The sequence below is a fragment of the Rathayibacter sp. Leaf248 genome (genome assembly GCF_920939495.1).
Classification (GTDB): Bacteria; Actinomycetota; Actinomycetes; order Actinomycetales; family Microbacteriaceae; genus Rathayibacter; species Rathayibacter caricis.
In genome coordinates this window covers 1,038,385-1,055,166 of record NZ_CAKLAV010000001.1, presented here as the reverse complement: position 1 = coordinate 1,055,166, position 16,782 = coordinate 1,038,385, and the positions used below count along the sequence as shown (strand labels likewise).

The window sequence follows — 16,782 nt, the reverse complement described above, 5'->3', positions numbered from 1 at the left end:
GCGCGATGAACGGACGGCAGTGCTCGCGGACGGGCTGCAGCGCCCCGGCCGTCGTCACGCTGACCTACGACTACGGCGACTCCCTCGTCGCGGTCGGCCCGCTCAGCCCCGCACCCGATCCGCACGGCTACGACCTGTGCGAGGAGCACGACCGGCGGCTCTCGGTGCCGGTCGGCTGGAGCGTGATCCGCTACCGCGAGCCGTCGATCGAGGGCTGATCCGTGCGCGGCGGGAAGCCCCGTGGCCCCGCCGAGAGCACGGGCGCCAGCCGCTCGAGGCGGTCGGCCGACAGGCGGAGGGCGCGCTCCTCGCGGGCGCGGCGCAGGGCGGCGACCGCCAGCAGGAAGTCCTCGGCCGGAGCCGCGGGCACCGGCGACACGAAGGCCGACGCCTCGTGGGCGAGGGAGGCGGCCAGCCGGGAGCGGGACGGCTCCGTCATGCCGCCGCGCTGCCGGAGGAACTGGGCGAGGCGGCGCGCGAGGGCGTCGGGCAGACGGGCGACGTCGGCGGTCGCCGCCCAGCCGAGGAGCGGAGCCGGGACCTCGGCCTGCAGCGGAGCCGCCGCGGGCACGCGCTCGAGCTGGCTGTGGGTGCCGGCGAGGACGTCGCCGAGGCGGCGGGAGCGGCGCGAGAGCAGCCCGACGACGGCGGCGAGTCCGCCCGCCGTCATCACGATCTCGAGCACGGCGGTCAGGCCGCGCACGAGGGCGTGGCGGAACGAGATCGCACCACCGTCGTCGCGGACGACCCGGGCGCCGACGGCGAGCTTGCCGAGCGAGCGTCCGCGCGTGGCCGTCTCGACGACGACGGGGACGAGGACGAGGGAGGTCACGAGGGCGGCGACGCCGACCGCCGCGGTGGCCGACGCGTCGAGCCCGCCGTCGCCCGCGAGGACCGAGACCAGGTAGAAGAGCATGAGCGCGAGCAGGAGCTCGGCGATCAGATCGATGATCGCGCCGCACGCGCGCAGGACGAAGCTCGTGACGGGCACCTCGAGGGCGATCGCCTCGCCGGTGACCAGGCCGTCGTCGTCGTCCGCCCGATCGGTGCCCATGGCTATCATCTAAACAGATGGACATCGACGCTCTCTCGACCGCTCGTGCGGAGCACTGGCGCCGCCTGGACGAGCTCTCGCGCAAGCGCAGGCTGACCGGCGACGAGGCGGACGAGCTCGTCGAGCGGTACCAGTCCGCCTCCGCCGATCTCGCCGCGATCGCCTCCACGGCCGGCTCGACCGCCGCGGGCGCCAGGCTCGCGGTCTCGCTGTCGAGGGCGCGCGGTCGGCTCACCGGGACGGGCGAGGACCCGCTGGCGGCGGTCGCGCGTTTCGCGGTCGTGACGCTCCCCGCGGCGCTGCACCGACTCCGCTGGCTGACCCTCGCGGTCGCGCTCGCCACGGCGCTGATCGCGACCCTGTTCGCGGTGTGGATCCTCGGCGACGCACGGCTGCTGGCCTCGCTCGGCGACGACGAGCAGCTGCGGCGCTTCGCCGAGGACGACTTCGTCGACTACTACTCCGAGAACCCCGCCGCGTCCTTCGCCGGCCAGGTCTGGACCAACAACGCGTGGATCGCGGCGCAGTGCGTGGCCTTCGGGATCGTCGGCGTCTACGTGCCGTACATCATCCTGCAGAACGCGCAGAACCTGGGCACCTCCGTCGCCGTCATGTTCCACTACGGCGAGGGCGACACCTTCTTCCTCTACATCGCCCCGCACGGTCAGCTCGAGCTGACCGCGGTGTTCGTCGCCGCGGCGGCGGGACTGCGCATCTTCTGGGCCTGGATCGCGCCGGGAGCGCGCACGCGCGGGCAGGCCCTGGCCGAGGACGCGAGGAGCCTGTTCACCGTCGCGATCGGGCTGGTCTTCGTGCTGTTCGTCGCCGGGGTCATCGAGGGCTTCGTGACGCCGGCCCCGTGGCCGTGGTTCGTCAAGATCGGGATCGGCTCGGCGGCGCTGCTCGCCTTCCTCGCCTACATGATCGTGCTCGGCGGCCGTGCGGCGCGCGCGGGCGAGACCGGCGACCTCGACCGTGCGGCCCGCGGCTCCCGGAGCATCGCCGACGCCTGACGCGTTCTCAGAGCCGCCCGGCCGCCTTGAGCGCGAGGTAGCGGTCGGCGAGCGCCGGCGGGAGCTTCTCCGGAGTGCCGAGCACGACGTCGCCGCCGAGCCGGCGGACGGCGGCGGAGAGGCGGTCCGCGTCGCTCAGCGAGCGCTCCGCCGCCGCGGCGGTGTAGACGGCCGCGCGGTCGCTGCGATCGGCCGCCATCTCGACGAGCTCGGGATCCACGGCGCACGCCACGACGACCGTGTGGGTGCGGGTGAGCTGAGGGAGCACCGCGAGCAGGCCCTCGGACGCCCCGACCGAGTCCAGCGCGGTCAGGAGGACGACGAGCGAGCGCTGCGAGACCAGGGCGCGCAGCTGCGCGGGCACGGCCGACCAGTCGGTCTCGATCAGCTGGGGCTGCACCGGCGCCAGCGCGTCGACGACGCGGCCGAGCACCTCGCTGCCGGTGGCGCCGTGGACCCGTGCCCGACGGGTGCGGTCGAACGCGAGCACGTCGATCCGGTCGCCGGCACCGGCAGCCAGAGCCGACAGGAGCAGTGCCGCCTCGATCGCGGTGTCCAGCCGCGGCTCGTCCGCGATCCTGGCCGCGGAGGTGCGACCGGTGTCGAGCACGACGACCACCCGGCGGTCCCGCTCCGGGCGCCAGGTCCGCACGACGGGCTCGCGGCGGCGGGCGGTGGCCCTCCAGTCGAGGGAGCGGACGTCGTCGCCGCGGACGTACTCGCGGAGGCTGTCGAACTCGGTGCCCTGCCCGCGGATCATCACGCTCGTGCGGCCCTCGAGCTCACGCAGCCGGGCGAGGCGCGAGGGCAGGTGCCGGCGCGACCGGAACGGGGGGAGCACCCGCACCGTCGCGGGGGCCCAGCGCGTCGCCTGCCGCCCGGCGAGGCCGAGGACCCCGTTCGAGCGGACGGTCACGTGCAGCGCCCGGCGCTCGCCGCGCCTGCGCGGCTCGAGCACCGTCGTGACCGCGCGGCGCTCGCCAGGTGGCAGCCGGAGGGCGGTGCGGGTGCGCAGCGCCCCCGCGGACGGCTCCCAGGCGTCTCGGACGACGCCCGTGATGCGGCGACGGCCGGTGTTCGTGATCAGCAGCTCCGCCTCGGCGCGCTCACCGAGGCGGACCCGGTCGGGGACGCTCCGCTCCAGTACGATCGCGCGCGGCGACCCCGCGACGAGGAGGTCGATGCCGACCAGGACGCACCAGGCGAGCAGCCAGAGCGCGAGCACGACGACGGCGGCGTGCGCGCTCCCACCGAGCAGGACGACAGGCACGAGGCCGACGAGGAGGACGAGGACGGAGCGTCCGGTGAGGTGCACGGGTCAGACCGGGACCCGGACCTGCTGCAGGATGCCGCCGAGGACGGCCTCGGTGCGCACGCCCTCGAGCTCGGCCTCCGGCTGCAGCTGGATCCGGTGGCGCAGGACCGGCAGGACCATCGCCTGCACGTGGTCCGGAGTGATCGATCCGTAGCCGTTCAGCCAGGCCCAGGCGCGCGAGGCCGCCAGGAGCGCTGTCGAGCCGCGAGGGCTCACGCCGAGCTTCACGCTCGGGCTCTCGCGGGTGGCGCGGGCGATGTCGACGATGTAGCCCAGCACGTCGGGACCGGCCCCGACGCGGCGGACCGACTCCTGAGCGGCGCGCAGGCGGCCGGCGTCGAGCACCGGATGCACGCCGGCCGCGGCCAGGTCGCGCGGGTCGAAGCCCACGGCGTGGCGGGAGAGGACCTCGACCTCCACGTCGCGCGGCGGGATCTCGAGGACGAGCTTGAGCAGGAAGCGGTCGAGCTGCGCCTCGGGCAGCGCGTAGGTGCCCTCGTACTCGACCGGGTTCTGGGTGGCGGCGACGAGGAACGGATCGGGCAGCGCGAGGGTCCGCCCGTCGACGCTGACCTGGCGCTCCTCCATCGCCTCGAGCAGTGCGGCCTGGGTCTTGGGAGGGGTGCGGTTGATCTCGTCGGCCAGCAGGAGGTTCGTGAAGACCGGGCCCTCGCGGAACGCGAATCCGGAGGTCGAGGCGTCGTAGACGAGCGAGCCGGTGATGTCGCCGGGCATGAGGTCGGGGGTGAACTGCACGCGCCGCGTGTCCAGCCCGAGCGACAGCGACAGGGCGCGCACGAGCAGCGTCTTCGCGACTCCGGGGACGCCTTCGAGCAGCACGTGGCCGCCCGCGAGCAGGGCGATGAGCAGTCCCGAGACGGCGCCGTCCTGACCGACGACGGCGCGGCCGACCTCGGTGCGGACGCGGTCGAGCTCGCCGCGCAGCTCGTCGTCGGCGATCGGCGGGAGGGTGGAGTCGGTCATCGGAGAGGGCCTTCCTGTCGTCGGGCGGGGTGCGGAGTCGGAGCGAGGGCGGCGCGCACGGCGCTCTCGAGACGGAGGAGGTCGTCGGAGGCGCTGACGAGCGCGCGGTCGTCCGCGGGCGCGTCGTCGACGAGCAGGCGGCGCAGGGCGACCGGGTCGCGGCCGAGCCGGTCGGCGGCTCCCGTCACGATCTCGTCGACCCCGGCGGAGGCGGACAGGCCGAGCATCGAGGCGAGCCGCCGCAGGGTGCCGATGCGGAGCGCGTCGAGAGCGCGCAGCCGAGTCCCTCCGCGGGCGTAGAGGCGCGCGCGGCCGCGAGCGGTCTCGCTGGCGTGCACGACGACGGGCAGCGGCTCGACGGCGAGGGGACCGAAGCGGCGACCGCGCCACACCGCCGCGGCGACGCCCACTCCGAGGAGCAGGAGGATCGCGGGCGTGACCCATCCAGGGGCGAGATCGGCGGGATCGACGGCCGCTTCTCCGCGGAGGTCGTCGAGGCTCACGCGGTACCAGACGAGCCGGTCGCGGGCCCCGAGGAGGTTCAGGGCGAGCGCGGCCCGGCCGCCCTCGTCGACGGTGCTGTTGCGGAGGAGGGCCGCGTCGCCGACGACCGTGACGTCCGCTCCTCCGGGGCTCGTGCCCGAGACCAGGGCGTAGGCGTCGTCGCCGGAGGGGAAGCAGCCTGTCGCTCCGCCGTCGAGGAGCCGGTAGGTCTGGCCGCCCGAGGGGATGCTCTCGGCGCGCGCGGCGGCGGGCAGACTGCAGTCCGCGTCGAGATCGCCGCCGTCGAGGGGCGCCCCGGCGAAGGCGGCGCCGGGCAGGAGCGCCTCGAGGGCGTCGCCGGTCGGCTGCACCAGGACGATCGCGGCGGCGGCATCCTCGAGGTCCGCGTACTGGTCGGTGTCGAGCACGGCGTCGGAGTCGTCGACGAGAACGGTCGTTCCCGGGCCGGCCGCCGCGGTCGCGTCCTCGAGCACGTCCGCCCGGACCACGTCGACGCCCTGCTCGCGGAGGACCTGCGCCACCGCGCGCGCACCATCCGGAGCGGCGCTGTCGGGATCGAGGTCCGGCGCGAGGGACGGTGCTCCCGTCGCGAAGGTGAGCAGGAGGGTCCCGACCGCGACGAGGGCGAGGAGCACGGCCCAGAGGCGCCCCCGGCGCAGCAGCGCGCCGAGGGGGGGCGTCGACACCGTGTCGGTCGCGCTCACCGGCGGTCCGCCGTGCTCGAGAGCGGGTCGAGGGGAGCGGCCTCCCGGGCGAGCGAGTCGTCGAGCGCACGGATGCGCGCGTAGTCCTCAGTGCCGCCCGGACGGTCGAGGTACCGCACGCCGTCGAAGTCGTCCGCGGCGCGTCGGAGGGCCCCCGAGGCCGCGGGGAACACGGCCTGCGCGCGTCGGGCGAAGCCGTGCGCGGTCGTGCCCGGCGAGGCGCGCACGAGCGTCCGCTCGTCGAGAGCGCGGACGAGGGCCCGGAAGCGCTCGATCACCGCCTCGTCCCAGTCGCCGCGGGCGGCCGCCGCGTCGGCCAGCGCGCGGAGCTCGTCGGCCGACCGGCCGTCGTCCTCCGCGAGGACCGATCCGCGCACCGAGCTGCGTCGCCGCAGGCTCGGTCGCCCGGCGATCAGCAGGGCGGTGACCACGAGCGCCAGGACCACGAGCACCCCGATCACGGCGGCGATCGGGACGGCCGGTCCGTCGGTCGGGACGCTGAGCGACGTGAACCAGTCGCGGATCGCCTGCACGGCGCGATCGAACCAGCTCGGCTCCGCCGCGCGGTAGCGCGGATCCGCCAGCTCCTCGAGCAGGAGGCGGCGGGCCTCGCGGGCGTCGGGGTCGAGCGGAGCCGCGGCCAGGACGGCGCGGATCACCGCGGCGCCCGCTCCGGGGCGGGGAAGGGGTCCGGGCTGGGGAGCCCGGCGGCGCGGTCCTCGACATGCCGCATCAGCACGAGGTCGAAGCCCTCCCGCCGCATCCGGCGGTCGAGGTATGCGAGCCCGGTGACCGCGGCCTGCAGCACCGTGCCGACCGCTCCGATCACCAGTCCCACGGCGAGGGAGAGCAGCGTGACGACCAGGGACGCGACGATCTGCGCGTTCGGATCGGTCGGGGCGATCAGCGCGCCGCCGATCGGCACCAGCAGGCTGAGCGGAGTCGCGACGACCTGGCCCGCGACCTGCACGATGAGGAGCATCAGCGCCAGTGCGCCGAGGGTCCGCCAGAATCCGCCCGTCACGAGCCGCCACGACCGCGCGACCGCTCGACGCAACGGGAGGCGCTCGACGACGATGAGGCTGGGCACGAGGGCGAGCTTCGTGCCGAGCCAGACGCCGAGAGCGGTCGCCGCCGCCCCGGCGAAGAGCAGCACGAGGACCCCGCCGACGATCGCGCCGGCCCCCGCGTCCTGCGCGCCGACGACGAACAGGGGCACCGCAAGGGCGACCGCGACCAGGACGAGCAGCATCAGCCCGACGCCCTGGAGGACCGTCCAGCCGACCAGCGCCCAGAAGCGGCCCCGGAGGCGACCCAGCAGCTGCTTGAGGGTCGGACGCTCGCCCAGTACGGCGCGCGACACCTCGAGCACGACGACCCCCTGGACGAGGGCTCCCGTGGCGAGCGAGACGCCGAGAGGGATGAGCGCGGCCAGGATCACGATCGCGACGGCCCCGGCCCCGACGGCGTCCCGATCGGCGACGTCCGCCTGGTCGATCCGGCCGAGGGCGAGGAGGGCGACGACTCCGTAGATCACGAGGGCCAGCACCGAGCCGACGCCCTGGAGGAGGAGGGCGACGCCGAGGGTGGTGCGCGGGCTGCGGCGCAGCACCTGGAAGGGAGCGCCGAGGAGCGTGCCGAAGCCGAGCGGGCGCAGCGGGACGAGCCCGGGTCGCGGCGGCGGGGTCCAGCCCGCCGGAGCACCCGTCGGCTGCCAGGGACTCGACGGCGTCCACACCGGCGGAGCGACCGGAGCGGGAGGGATCGGCGCGCCCGTCGCCGGGCCCGGAGCGTCCTGCACGGAGGCCGGGTCGGAGGGCTCCGCGGGCGGTGGCCAGTGAGCTGCGTCGGTCATCCCTCCCATGCTGTCACAGGCCTGTCGGCGGCTCCCGCCCGGCGTCCGGCCGAAGCCCGGGCGGACTCGGTTAGCCTGGAGCACATCCGCGGGTGCCCAGGGGGGTGAGCGCGAGAAGAGGACGAGGAAGACAGGCTGATGAGCGCGCGCATTCTGGTGGTCGACGACGATGCGGCCCTGGCCGAGATGATCGGCATCGTGCTGCGGGCGGAGGACTACGACGTCTCCTTCTGCGCCGACGGCTCCGGCGCCCTGGAGGCGTTCCGCCGGTCCCGTCCCGACCTCCTCCTGCTCGACCTGATGCTCCCGGGCATGGACGGCATCGAGGTCTGCCGGGCGGTCCGCGCCGAGTCCGGCGTGCCGATCATCATGCTCACCGCCAAGTCCGACACCTCGGACGTCGTGCAGGGCCTCGAGTCCGGTGCGGACGACTACATGGTCAAGCCCTTCGACCCGAAGGAGCTCGTCGCGCGGATCAAGACCCGCCTGCGGCCCGCGCAGGTCGCGGCGAACGCCGTTCTCCAGGTCGGGGATCTGAGCCTGGACGTCGCCGGTCACGAGGTGCGCCGCGGCGACACCCGCATCGGCCTGACGCCCCTCGAGTTCGACCTCCTGCTCGCGCTGGCCTCCAAGCCCCAGCAGGTCTTCACCCGCGAGATGCTGCTCGAGCAGGTGTGGGGCTACCACTACAAGGCCGACACCCGGCTCGTGAACGTGCACGTGCAGCGCCTGCGCGCGAAGGTCGAGAAGGATCCGGACGACCCCCGGATCGTGATGACCGTGCGCGGCGTCGGCTACCGCGCCGGCGCCGTCCTGCCGGCCTGACCGTGTCCCTCGCGCGCCGCTTCCCGGTCGCCGGCGTCCGCCGGTGGCCCCGCCGCGTGCTGCGCGCCTGGAGGCGCTCGCTGCAGTTCCGCGCGGTCGCGATCACGGTGCTGCTCAGCGGAGTGGCGATCGGCTCGACCGGCGCGTACCTGTCGTACAGCATCAGCGACAACCTCTTCCAGTCGCGGTTGACGCAGGTCACGGGGGACACCTCCCGCGCCACCCGCGCCGCGCAGGGCTACCTCGACGCCGCCACGGTCTCGACCCGGCAGGACATGGAGGAGGTGATGAGCTCGGTCCGCACTGCGATCCGGGACGCCTCCTCCTCCGCGCTCATCGCGATCGTGCGCTCACCGGACCAGGACGCGTCCTCGCTCGCGCCGCAGGACATCTACAACCGCGAGCTGCAGGACGGCGTCATCAGCCCCGACCTCCGCGAGCGGGTGCAGGCGGGCTCCGAGGGGCAGTACTGGCAGTCCGTGACGCTCGACGCGGACGGCCAGGAGCAGCCGGGCATCCTGGTCGGCTCGACCCTCGAGCTGCCCAGCTCCGCCGGGCGGTACGAGCTCTACATCGGCTACTCGCTCGCCGACGCCGAGCGCACCCTGCAGTTCGTGCAGCAGGTGCTGAACATCGCCGGCCTCCTCCTGATCCTGCTGATCGGGGCCGTGAGCTACGTCGTCGTCCGCCTCGTGGTCGCTCCCGTGCGCGTCGCGGCGCTGACGAGCCAGCGGCTCGCCGCCGGCGACAGGGACGTGCGCATCCCGGAGAAGGGCGAGGACGTGATCGCGACGCTCGCCCGCTCCTTCAACGGCATGGCCGACAGCCTGCAGGAGCAGATCAGCGAGCTCGCGACGCTGAGCCGCGTCCAGCAGCGGTTCGTCTCGGACGTCTCCCACGAGCTGCGCACGCCGCTCACGACGATGAAGCTCGCCGGCGACGTCCTCTACGACCAGCGCGAGGGCTTCCCTCCGGTCGCCGAGCGCACGGTCGAGCTGTTGCACGGACAGATCGCCCGCTTCGAGAGCCTGCTCGCCGACCTCCTCGAGATCTCGCGGCACGACGCCGGATCCGCCGAGCTCGAGCTCGAGCCGGTGAACCTGGTGCGCCTGGCGAGCGAGGAGATCGACGGCATGCGCGGGATCGCCGAGGCGAACGGCTCCGTGCTGACCCTGTCCGCGCCCGGCGGCTACTTCGACGCCGACATGGACGCGCGCCGCATCCGCCGCATCGTCCGCAACCTCCTCGGCAACGCGATCGAGCACGGTGACGGCCGCGAGATCGTCGTCACCGTCGACAGCAACGCGACGGCGGTCGCCCTGGCCGTCCGCGACTACGGTCACGGGATGAGCTCGGAGGAGGTCGTGCGGGTCTTCGACCGGTTCTGGCGCGCGGACCCCTCCCGCAAGCGCACGCTGGGAGGGACGGGGCTGGGCATGTCCATCGCCCAGGAGGACACGGCCCTGCACCACGGCTGGCTGCAGGTCTGGTCCATGCCCGACCGCGGAGCGTGCTTCCGCCTGACCATCCCGCGTCGGCGCGGCGAGCGGATCGACTCCTCGCCGCTGCCCCTCCCGCCCGTGGACGCGGGGGAGCAGGCCTTCACCGGTCCGATCGTGATGCCCCCGCTGCCCGAGGCCGTGCCGTGAGCCGGCGGAGCCTCCGGGCGCTCGCCGGAGCCGCGGCCCTGCTGCTCGCGCTTGTCGGCTGCGCGGGCATCCCGCGCGACGGCGACGTGGGCGTCGGGCGACCGGACGCCGCGCCGCAGGACCTCCAATACGACTTCCTGCCCTCGGGGCCGGCGATGGGCGCCTCGCAGCGCGAGATCCTCACCGGCTTCATCGACGCGGCGTCCAGCCCGCAGAGCAACTACAAGATCGCCCGGGAGTTCCTCTCCTCTGGGGCCGACTGGACGCCAAGCGAGCACGTCACGGTGGACGAGGGCCAGCGCTCGCCCGCACAGCAGTCGGCGTCGACGCTGACGCTGTCGATCACGCCGGTCGCCGAGGTCGATGCGACGGGCGTCTACACCGAGGTCTCGTCGACGACGGCGCTGAGCCTCGACTACGGCTTCGTCCAGGAGGAAGGGGAGTGGCGCATCAGCGCGCCGCCCAGCGGCGTCGTCATCGACCGCACCACCTTCGAGCAGGTCTTCTCGACCCACGCGCTGTACTACTTCGATCCGTCCTACACGTACCTCGTGCCGGACCTCCGCTGGTTCGCGTCGCGCGCCGACAGCTCGACGAGCACCACGATCGTCACCGAGCTCCTGCGCGGCCCCACGCCCTGGCTGAGCGACTCCGGAGCCGTCGCCTCGGCGTTCCCGACCGGCACGGCGCTCGCCGCCGAGACCGTCCCGGTCGAGTCGCAGCAGGCCGTGGTCGATCTGAACTCCGCCGCCCTCGAGGCCGACGAGCGCCAGTGGCGCCTCATGCGCCTCCAGCTCAGCCGCAGCCTCGCCTCGGTCTCGAACGTGACCGGCGTGACCCTCTCGGTCGAGCAAAACCCGATCGAGGTGCCCGTCGAGGTGAGCGGACTGCCGATCAGTCCACGCGTCGACACCCGCCCGCTGGTCCTCACGGACGAGGCGTTCGGCTTCCTCGGCTCTGCCGGCCTGACCGAGACGGCGGTGTCGGACCGGGTGCGCGCGCTCTCGCCGCGAGCCGTCGCCCTCGGCGAGCAGCGGGGCGCCGACTCCGAGGCCGCCGCTGCGGTGCTGTCGGCCGCGGGGGTCTCGCTCGTCGCTCCGGATCAGGCGGACGTCCTCCTGGACGCCCGCGCCGGGCTGACCGCGCCGGCCATCGATCCCTTCGGCTACGTGTGGTCGGTGCCGTCGGCGGCGCCCAACCAGCTCGTCGCGTACTCGCCCGACGGCACGGAGTCGTTCCAGATCGCGACGGCGTGGTCCGAGATCGAGACGATCGCCTCGCTCTCGGTCTCGAGGGACGGCACCCGGATGCTCGCCCTGGTGCAGGACGGCGAGCAGGCGTCCGTCCTCGTGGCCGGGATCTCGCGCTCCGGCGGCGGCGACCCGGTGGCCGTCGGCGAGCCCGTCGTCCTCGCCTCGACCCTCGGCACCGCGGTGACGGCGGGCTGGACCGACGAGCTCGACGTGGTCTCGGTCGTCCGCGGCTCCACAGGAGAGGACGTCGTCACCCTCCACCAGCTCGGCGGAGGAGCGACACCCCTCGGGACGACGAGCGGAGCGACGCAGATCGCGGCCGGCAACGCGACCACGCAGATCCGGATCCTCGCCGAGGGCGGGGAGCTGCGCCAGCAGCGCGGCTCCGCGTGGCAGACGATCGCGACGGACGTCCGGCTCCTCGCGACACAGACCGGAATGGGGTCCTGAGGCTCCTCCCCAGGACGATCCGCGACCGACTCCGGCACTCGGCGTGTCCTGCCGGTCCGCTGCCGACCAAGCTCGGCGCATGCTCCGCGACTCCCTCCTCGACGCCCTGGCGGTCCTGCTCCCGGTCGACTGCCCCGCCTGCGGCCGCCCGGTGGTGCGCGTGCCGTGCGACGACTGCGCCGAAGCCCTCGCCGCCCTCCCGACGCCCCCGGTGCGCCTTCTCGGGCCGCCGGGGCGCCCGCTCGTCGTGACCTCCGGCGCTCCGTACACCGGGGTCGTGCGCCGACTGGTGGTCGCCCTGAAGGAGGAGGGCCGGAGCGACGCCGCCGGTGCGCTCGCCGCCCGGCTGCGCCCGGCCCTCGCGCACGCGCTCGACGGCCGCGCGGCGACGCTCGTCGCCCCTCCGGGCTCGCACGGCCGCCGGATGAGGCGCGGGTACGATCCCGTCGACCTCCTCGTCCGCGGCTGCGGCGGGAAGGTCGCGCGTCCGATCACGCGCACGCGTCGCTCCGTGGACCAGGTGGGCCTCGACCGGCGCGAGCGCAGCGGCAACCTCGACGGCGCGTTCGCGGCGCGCCACCGCCTCGACGGGCTCGAAGCGGTCCTCGTCGACGACGTGGTCACGTCGGGCGCGACGCTCCTCGAGCTCCGGCGCGCCGTCGAGGCGGCGGGCGGAACAGTACGCGGCGCCGTCGCTCTGGGCGCCACCGGGCTGCGGCGGTCGCCGGATCGTCGGGAGACTCCCGGGAACTCCGCACGCGTCTTCCGATGAACGTCCGGTGACACTTCGGTGACCGGGGACTACGGTGGGCTCCACGGCGTGAACGGTCCGCCCGGAGAAAGGCGGCACGCCGTACTCGACTGGGAGGTTGTCATGGACATCGACATCACAGGACGCAACTTGGGCATCACCGATCGCTTCCGCGCGTACGCGACGGAGAAGTCGGAGAAGGTGGCCCACCTCGCCGACCGGGCGCTCGCGCTCGAGATCAGGGCGAGCCGCCACAGCGAGTCGAAGGGGGCGAGCGGTGGCGACCGCGTCGAGCTCACCTTGATCGGCAAGGGGCCCGTGGTGCGGGCCGAGGCCGACGGAGCGGACAAGTACGCGGCGTTCGACGTGGCCCTCGGGCGGCTCCTCGAACGCGTGAGACGAGCCAAGGATCGCAAGAAGGTCCATCGAGGCCAGCACCGGCCCACGTCGTTGCGCGACGCGGCGGCCGCGGACTTCAGCGGAGTCGGCATCCAGCCGGCCGACGCCGCCGTCCTCCAGGCCGTCAGCACCGGGGTGATCCCGGTGCAGACCGCCCCCGCCGAGGCGGTGGACGACGTCGAGGAGGAGCCGTACTGCCCCGTCGTCATCCGCAAGAAGGTCTTCGCCTCCGTCTCGATGAGCGTCGACGACGCCGTCGACTACATGGAGCTCGTCGGACACGACTTCTACCTGTTCATCGACGCCGACTCCGGACGCCCGAGCGTGGTCTACCGCCGGAAGGGCTGGGACTACGGAGTGATCTCCCTCGGCGACGAGGCCGACGAGCTCGCGGAGCAGACCGCGGTCTAGGTCCTCGCGGTCCTCGGACGGGTCCCGGTGCGTGCAGCGCCGGGGCCCGTCCTCGTGCGCGGACCCGTGCGTCCGCCGAGGGCGGACGCGTCCGACGATCCGCGCCCGGCGGTCCGCGACTAGGCTGGTCGCGGTCCGCGCTCTGGCGCCGGGCGCCTGCCTTCTACGTTTTGGAGTACCCCGTGGCCTCAGTTCTCGAAAAGGTCCTTCGCGTCGGGGAGGGGCGGATCCTCCGCCGCCTCGAGAACTACGCGAAAGCCGTCAACGCCCTCGAAGAGGACTTCACGCACCTCAGCGACGAGGAGCTGAAGAACGAGACCGTCGAGCTGCGCGAGCGCTACTCGAACGGCGAATCGCTCGACGACCTGCTCCCGGAGGCGTTCGCCGCCGTCCGCGAGGCGTCCCGCCGCACCCTAGGCCTCCGCCACTTCGACGTGCAGCTGATGGGCGGCGCGGGCCTGCACCTCGGCAACATCGCCGAGATGAAGACCGGTGAGGGCAAGACCCTCGTGGCCACGCTCCCCGCCTACCTCAACGCCATCGCCAGCCGCGGCGTCCACATCGTCACGGTCAACGACTTCCTCGCGTCCTACCAGTCGGAGCTCATGGGCCGCGTGTTCCGCGCGCTCGGCATGACGACCGGCGTGATCCTCTCGGGCCAGACCCCGGAGCAGCGCCGCGAGCAGTACGCGGCCGACATCACCTACGGCACGAACAACGAGTTCGGCTTCGACTACCTGCGCGACAACATGGCGTGGCAGGCCCAGGACATGGTGCAGCGCGGCCACTTCTTCGCGATCGTCGACGAGGTCGACTCGATCCTCATCGACGAGGCGCGCACGCCGCTGATCATCTCCGGCCCGGCATCGGGCGAGGCGAACCGCTGGTTCTCGGAGTTCGCGGGGCTGGCCAAGCGCCTCGTCGAGGGCGAGGACTACGAGGTCGACGAGAAGAAGCGCACCGTCGGCGTCCTCGAGCCCGGCATCGAGAAGGTCGAGGACTACCTCGGCATCGACAACCTGTACGAGTCGGCCAACACCCCGCTGATCTCGTTCCTGAACAACTCGATCAAGGCCCGCGCCCTGTTCAAGAAGGACAAGGACTACGTCGTGCTGAACGGCGAGGTCATGATCGTCGACGAGCACACCGGCCGCATCCTCGCCGGGCGCCGCTACAACGAGGGCATCCACCAGGCGATCGAGGCGAAGGAGGGCGTGCAGGTCAAGGCCGAGAACCAGACCCTCGCGACCGTCACGCTGCAGAACTACTTCCGCCTCTACTCCAAGCTCTCGGGCATGACCGGAACCGCCGAGACCGAGGCGTCGGAGTTCATGGCGACCTACAAGCTCGGCGTCGTCCCGATCCCCACGAACCGCAAGATGCAGCGCATCGACAACCCCGACCTCGTCTACAAGAACGAGCAGGTGAAGTTCGCGCAGGTCGTCGAGGACATCGCCGAGCGCCACGAGAAGGGCCAGCCCGTCCTCGTCGGCACGACGAGCGTCGAGAAGAGCGAGTACCTCTCGCGCCTGCTCGCCAAGAAGGGCGTGCGGCACGAGGTGCTGAACGCGAAGAACCACGCGCGGGAGGCGGCCATCGTCGCCCAGGCCGGCCGCCTCGGCGCCGTCACCGTCGCGACGAACATGGCCGGTCGAGGCACTGACGTGATGCTCGGCGGCAACGCCGAGTTCCTCGCCGTCGCCGAGATGACCGCCAAGGGCCTCAGCCCCGTCGACACCCCGGACGAGTACGAGGCCGCCTGGGACGACGTCTTCAAGGGCGTCAAGGCGAAGGTCGCCGAGGAGGCCGAGAAGGTCCAGGCCGCCGGCGGTCTCTACGTGCTCGGCACCGAGCGCCACGAGTCCCGTCGCATCGACAACCAGCTCCGAGGCCGCTCGGGCCGTCAGGGCGACCCCGGCGAGAGCCGCTTCTACCTGTCGCTGACCGACGACCTGATGCGCCTGTTCAACTCGGGCGCCGCCGAGGCCCTCATGGGTCGCGGCAACGTGCCGGACGACATCGCGATCGAGTCGAAGGTGGTCTCGCGGGCGATCCGCAGCGCGCAGTCGCAGGTCGAGGCGCGCAACGCCGAGATCCGCAAGAACGTCCTGAAGTACGACGACGTCCTGAACCGCCAGCGCGAGGCGATCTACTCCGACCGCCGTCACATCCTCGAGGGCGACGATCTGCACGAGCGCACGCAGAAGTTCCTCGTCGACGTGATCGACGAGATCCTCGACGTGCACACCGGCCAGGGCAACGGCGACGACTGGGACTTCGACGCCCTCTGGACCGAGCTCAAGACGCTCTACCCGATCAGCCTCACGATCGACGAGGTCGTGCAGGAGGCGGGCAGCCGCGGCCGCATCAACAAGGAGTTCATGCGCCGCGAGATCCTCTCGGACGCGAAGCTCGCCTACCAGCGCCGCGAGGATCAGCTGGGCTCGCCTGCGATGCGCGAGCTCGAGCGCCGCGTCGTGCTGTCCGTCATCGACCGCCGCTGGCGCGACCACCTCTACGAGATGGACTACCTGAAGGACGGCATCGGCCTGCGCGCGATGGCGCAGCGCGATCCTCTGGTCGAGTACCAGCGCGAGGGCTTCGCCCTGTTCCAGCAGATGATGGGGCAGATCCGCGAGGAGACCGTCGGCTTCCTGTTCAACCTCGAGGTCGAGGTCACCCAGAAGCAGGGCGAGGTCGCCGGAGTCGCCGCCAAGGGTCTCGCGCAGCCCGTCGCCCCGGTCGAGAAGCTCAGCTACTCGGCTCCGAGCGACTCGGGCGGAGTCGAGGTCCGGAACCAGCGCGGCCAGGTGCAGCAGGCGGCCACCGCCAAGGCCCGCGCCGCCGAGGCCCGCGCGGCGCTGCCCGAGGGCGAGGAGGAGGACGCCTCCACCACCGGCGCCTTCGGCCGGCAGACGCCGAGCGAGGACGACACCCCCGCCAACCGCCAGGAGCGCCGCGCGCAGTCCAAGCGCCGCTGACGCCCGTTCCGCAGGCCCCGTCTCCCGCTTCGGCGGGGGCGGGGCCTGCGGCGTTCTCGGTCGCGGATCCGCGGCTCGCGTGCCCCGCCCGCGCCGAGGCGCCGGTCACAGCACGTTCACGGCGGTGGCGCGCCACCGCGCATCCATGCCTTCCAGGCGGATCGCGACGGCGCGGGTGCGCACGCGGTTGTGCACGAGGACGACCGCTTCGACGACACCGTCGCGCGGCTCCGACATCACGACCCGGCCGACGGTGAACGGGATCCGGTGCGTCGGCCGCTTCTGCAGGCTCCTCGCGCGGGACGCCAGCACGACGCGCTTCTGCAGATGCCGGTAGACGTCGTCGGTCAGCCAGCGGGCGATCTGGTCGATCTCACGGGAGCCCGCGAGGATCTCGACGACCAGCAACGTGAGCCGCGCGAGGATCGGCTCCGGGTCCGGCAGCTCCGCTCGCGTCGCGGGCTGAGCGGCGAAGAACGCGACAGTCGGCCGTCCCGCGGCGCCGGCCTCGAGAGGAAGGGAGCGGTAGTCGAAGGAGTGCGAGGGGCGGCTCATGCGGAGTGCTCCAGTGGCTGAACGAGCGATCCATGGGTCGGGTCACCTTTCTGCTCGGGCGGGTGCGGGTCGCGCTCAG

General features: G+C 73.2%; 15 protein-coding genes. 8 read left to right on the top strand and 7 right to left on the bottom strand.

What is annotated here, in order from left to right; genetic code table 11:
* Window positions 1-5: 5 nt before the first annotated feature.
* Window positions 6-218 carry a DUF3499 family protein gene (locus LRG51_RS05180; RefSeq protein ID WP_055789065.1) on the top strand — a complete coding sequence of 71 codons (213 nt, stop codon included), beginning with the start codon at window positions 6-8 and terminating at the stop codon, window positions 216-218.
* Here LRG51_RS05180 and LRG51_RS05175 read toward each other — a convergent pair.
* Entirely contained in the window at window positions 191-1,054 is an 864-nt protein-coding gene (locus LRG51_RS05175) for an RDD family protein (RefSeq protein ID WP_200930971.1), read from the bottom strand. The genes LRG51_RS05180 and LRG51_RS05175 overlap by 28 nt on opposite strands.
* A gap of 17 nt (window positions 1,055-1,071) precedes the next feature.
* Between LRG51_RS05175 and LRG51_RS05170 the strand changes: the two genes are divergently transcribed.
* Window positions 1,072-2,067, top strand: a complete 996-nt coding sequence (locus tag LRG51_RS05170; protein ID WP_055788194.1) for a stage II sporulation protein M — start codon at window positions 1,072-1,074, stop codon at window positions 2,065-2,067.
* Window positions 2,068-2,074: 7 nt separating this feature from the next.
* Here the strand turns inward: LRG51_RS05170 and LRG51_RS05165 are convergent, their stop codons facing one another.
* Genes LRG51_RS05165 through LRG51_RS05145 form a run of 5 tightly spaced genes read right to left on the bottom strand, consistent with a single transcriptional unit; the run spans window position 2,075 to window position 7,429 of the window.
* The gene (locus LRG51_RS05165; protein WP_055788197.1) at window positions 2,075-3,382 is read right to left on the bottom strand and encodes a DUF58 domain-containing protein; all 1,308 of its coding nucleotides are present in this window, start codon (window positions 3,380-3,382) and stop codon (window positions 2,075-2,077) included.
* A 3-nt stretch (window positions 3,383-3,385) separates the two neighbouring features.
* Window positions 3,386-4,366 (bottom strand): AAA family ATPase, encoded by a 981-nt coding sequence (locus tag LRG51_RS05160; protein ID WP_082481027.1) that lies wholly within the window; start codon window positions 4,364-4,366, stop codon window positions 3,386-3,388.
* Complete coding sequence (locus LRG51_RS05155; protein ID WP_055788200.1) at window positions 4,363-5,574, bottom strand: DUF4350 domain-containing protein; 1,212 nt, start codon at window positions 5,572-5,574, stop codon at window positions 4,363-4,365. The genes LRG51_RS05160 and LRG51_RS05155 overlap by 4 nt, the downstream gene beginning before the upstream one ends.
* A complete protein-coding gene (locus LRG51_RS05150; protein ID WP_055788204.1) occupies window positions 5,571-6,233 on the bottom strand; it encodes a DUF4129 domain-containing protein in 663 nt (220 codons plus the stop codon). Before LRG51_RS05150 ends, LRG51_RS05155 begins: the two co-directional genes overlap by 4 nt.
* A complete protein-coding gene (locus tag LRG51_RS05145; protein WP_230671509.1) occupies window positions 6,230-7,429 on the bottom strand; it encodes a hypothetical protein in 1,200 nt (399 codons plus the stop codon). The genes LRG51_RS05150 and LRG51_RS05145 overlap by 4 nt, the downstream gene beginning before the upstream one ends.
* A 138-nt stretch (window positions 7,430-7,567) precedes the next feature.
* Between LRG51_RS05145 and mtrA the strand changes: the two genes are divergently transcribed.
* From mtrA to secA, 6 genes are all read left to right on the top strand, one after another.
* Window positions 7,568-8,254 (top strand): MtrAB system response regulator MtrA, encoded by a 687-nt coding sequence (mtrA, locus tag LRG51_RS05140; protein WP_055788207.1) that lies wholly within the window; start codon window positions 7,568-7,570, stop codon window positions 8,252-8,254.
* Between the two features lie 2 nt (window positions 8,255-8,256).
* On the top strand, window positions 8,257-9,903 hold the full coding sequence (mtrB, locus tag LRG51_RS05135; protein WP_230671508.1) for an MtrAB system histidine kinase MtrB: 1,647 nt from the start codon (window positions 8,257-8,259) through the stop codon (window positions 9,901-9,903).
* Complete coding sequence (locus LRG51_RS05130; protein WP_055788215.1) at window positions 9,900-11,606, top strand: LpqB family beta-propeller domain-containing protein; 1,707 nt, start codon at window positions 9,900-9,902, stop codon at window positions 11,604-11,606. Before mtrB ends, LRG51_RS05130 begins: the two co-directional genes overlap by 4 nt.
* Before the next feature lie 79 nt (window positions 11,607-11,685).
* Window positions 11,686-12,378: a ComF family protein gene (locus tag LRG51_RS05125; protein WP_055788218.1), complete on the top strand. Its 693-nt coding sequence runs from the start codon at window positions 11,686-11,688 to the stop codon at window positions 12,376-12,378.
* A 102-nt stretch (window positions 12,379-12,480) separates the two neighbouring features.
* Complete coding sequence (gene hpf, locus LRG51_RS05120) at window positions 12,481-13,167, top strand: ribosome hibernation-promoting factor, HPF/YfiA family (RefSeq protein ID WP_055788221.1); 687 nt, start codon at window positions 12,481-12,483, stop codon at window positions 13,165-13,167.
* Window positions 13,168-13,349: 182 nt separating this feature from the next.
* Window positions 13,350-16,148 carry a preprotein translocase subunit SecA gene (gene secA / locus LRG51_RS05115; RefSeq protein WP_055788225.1) on the top strand — a complete coding sequence of 933 codons (2,799 nt, stop codon included), beginning with the start codon at window positions 13,350-13,352 and terminating at the stop codon, window positions 16,146-16,148.
* 105 nt (window positions 16,149-16,253) lie between these two features.
* On the opposite strand, the gene LRG51_RS05110 is transcribed toward secA, so the two are convergent.
* Window positions 16,254-16,703: an Rv3235 family protein gene (locus tag LRG51_RS05110; RefSeq protein WP_230671506.1), complete on the bottom strand. Its 450-nt coding sequence runs from the start codon at window positions 16,701-16,703 to the stop codon at window positions 16,254-16,256.
* Between the last annotated feature and the right edge of the window lie 79 nt (window positions 16,704-16,782).

What these genes read in the sequence shown, in the direction of transcription:
- LRG51_RS05180 (WP_055789065.1), top strand. Translation starts at nt 6, where the DNA reads ATGAACGGACGGCAGTGCTCGCGGACGGGCTGCAGCGCCCCGGCCGTC.
- LRG51_RS05175 (WP_200930971.1), bottom strand. Translation starts at nt 1,054, where the DNA reads ATGGGCACCGATCGGGCGGACGACGACGACGGCCTGGTCACCGGCGAG.
- LRG51_RS05170 (WP_055788194.1), top strand. Translation starts at nt 1,072, where the DNA reads ATGGACATCGACGCTCTCTCGACCGCTCGTGCGGAGCACTGGCGCCGC.
- LRG51_RS05160 (WP_082481027.1), bottom strand. Translation starts at nt 4,366, where the DNA reads ATGACCGACTCCACCCTCCCGCCGATCGCCGACGACGAGCTGCGCGGC.
- LRG51_RS05145 (WP_230671509.1), bottom strand. Translation starts at nt 7,429, where the DNA reads ATGACCGACGCAGCTCACTGGCCACCGCCCGCGGAGCCCTCCGACCCG.
- mtrA (WP_055788207.1), top strand. Translation starts at nt 7,568, where the DNA reads ATGAGCGCGCGCATTCTGGTGGTCGACGACGATGCGGCCCTGGCCGAG.
- LRG51_RS05125 (WP_055788218.1), top strand. Translation starts at nt 11,686, where the DNA reads ATGCTCCGCGACTCCCTCCTCGACGCCCTGGCGGTCCTGCTCCCGGTC.
- hpf (WP_055788221.1), top strand. Translation starts at nt 12,481, where the DNA reads ATGGACATCGACATCACAGGACGCAACTTGGGCATCACCGATCGCTTC.
- LRG51_RS05110 (WP_230671506.1), bottom strand. Translation starts at nt 16,703, where the DNA reads ATGAGCCGCCCCTCGCACTCCTTCGACTACCGCTCCCTTCCTCTCGAG.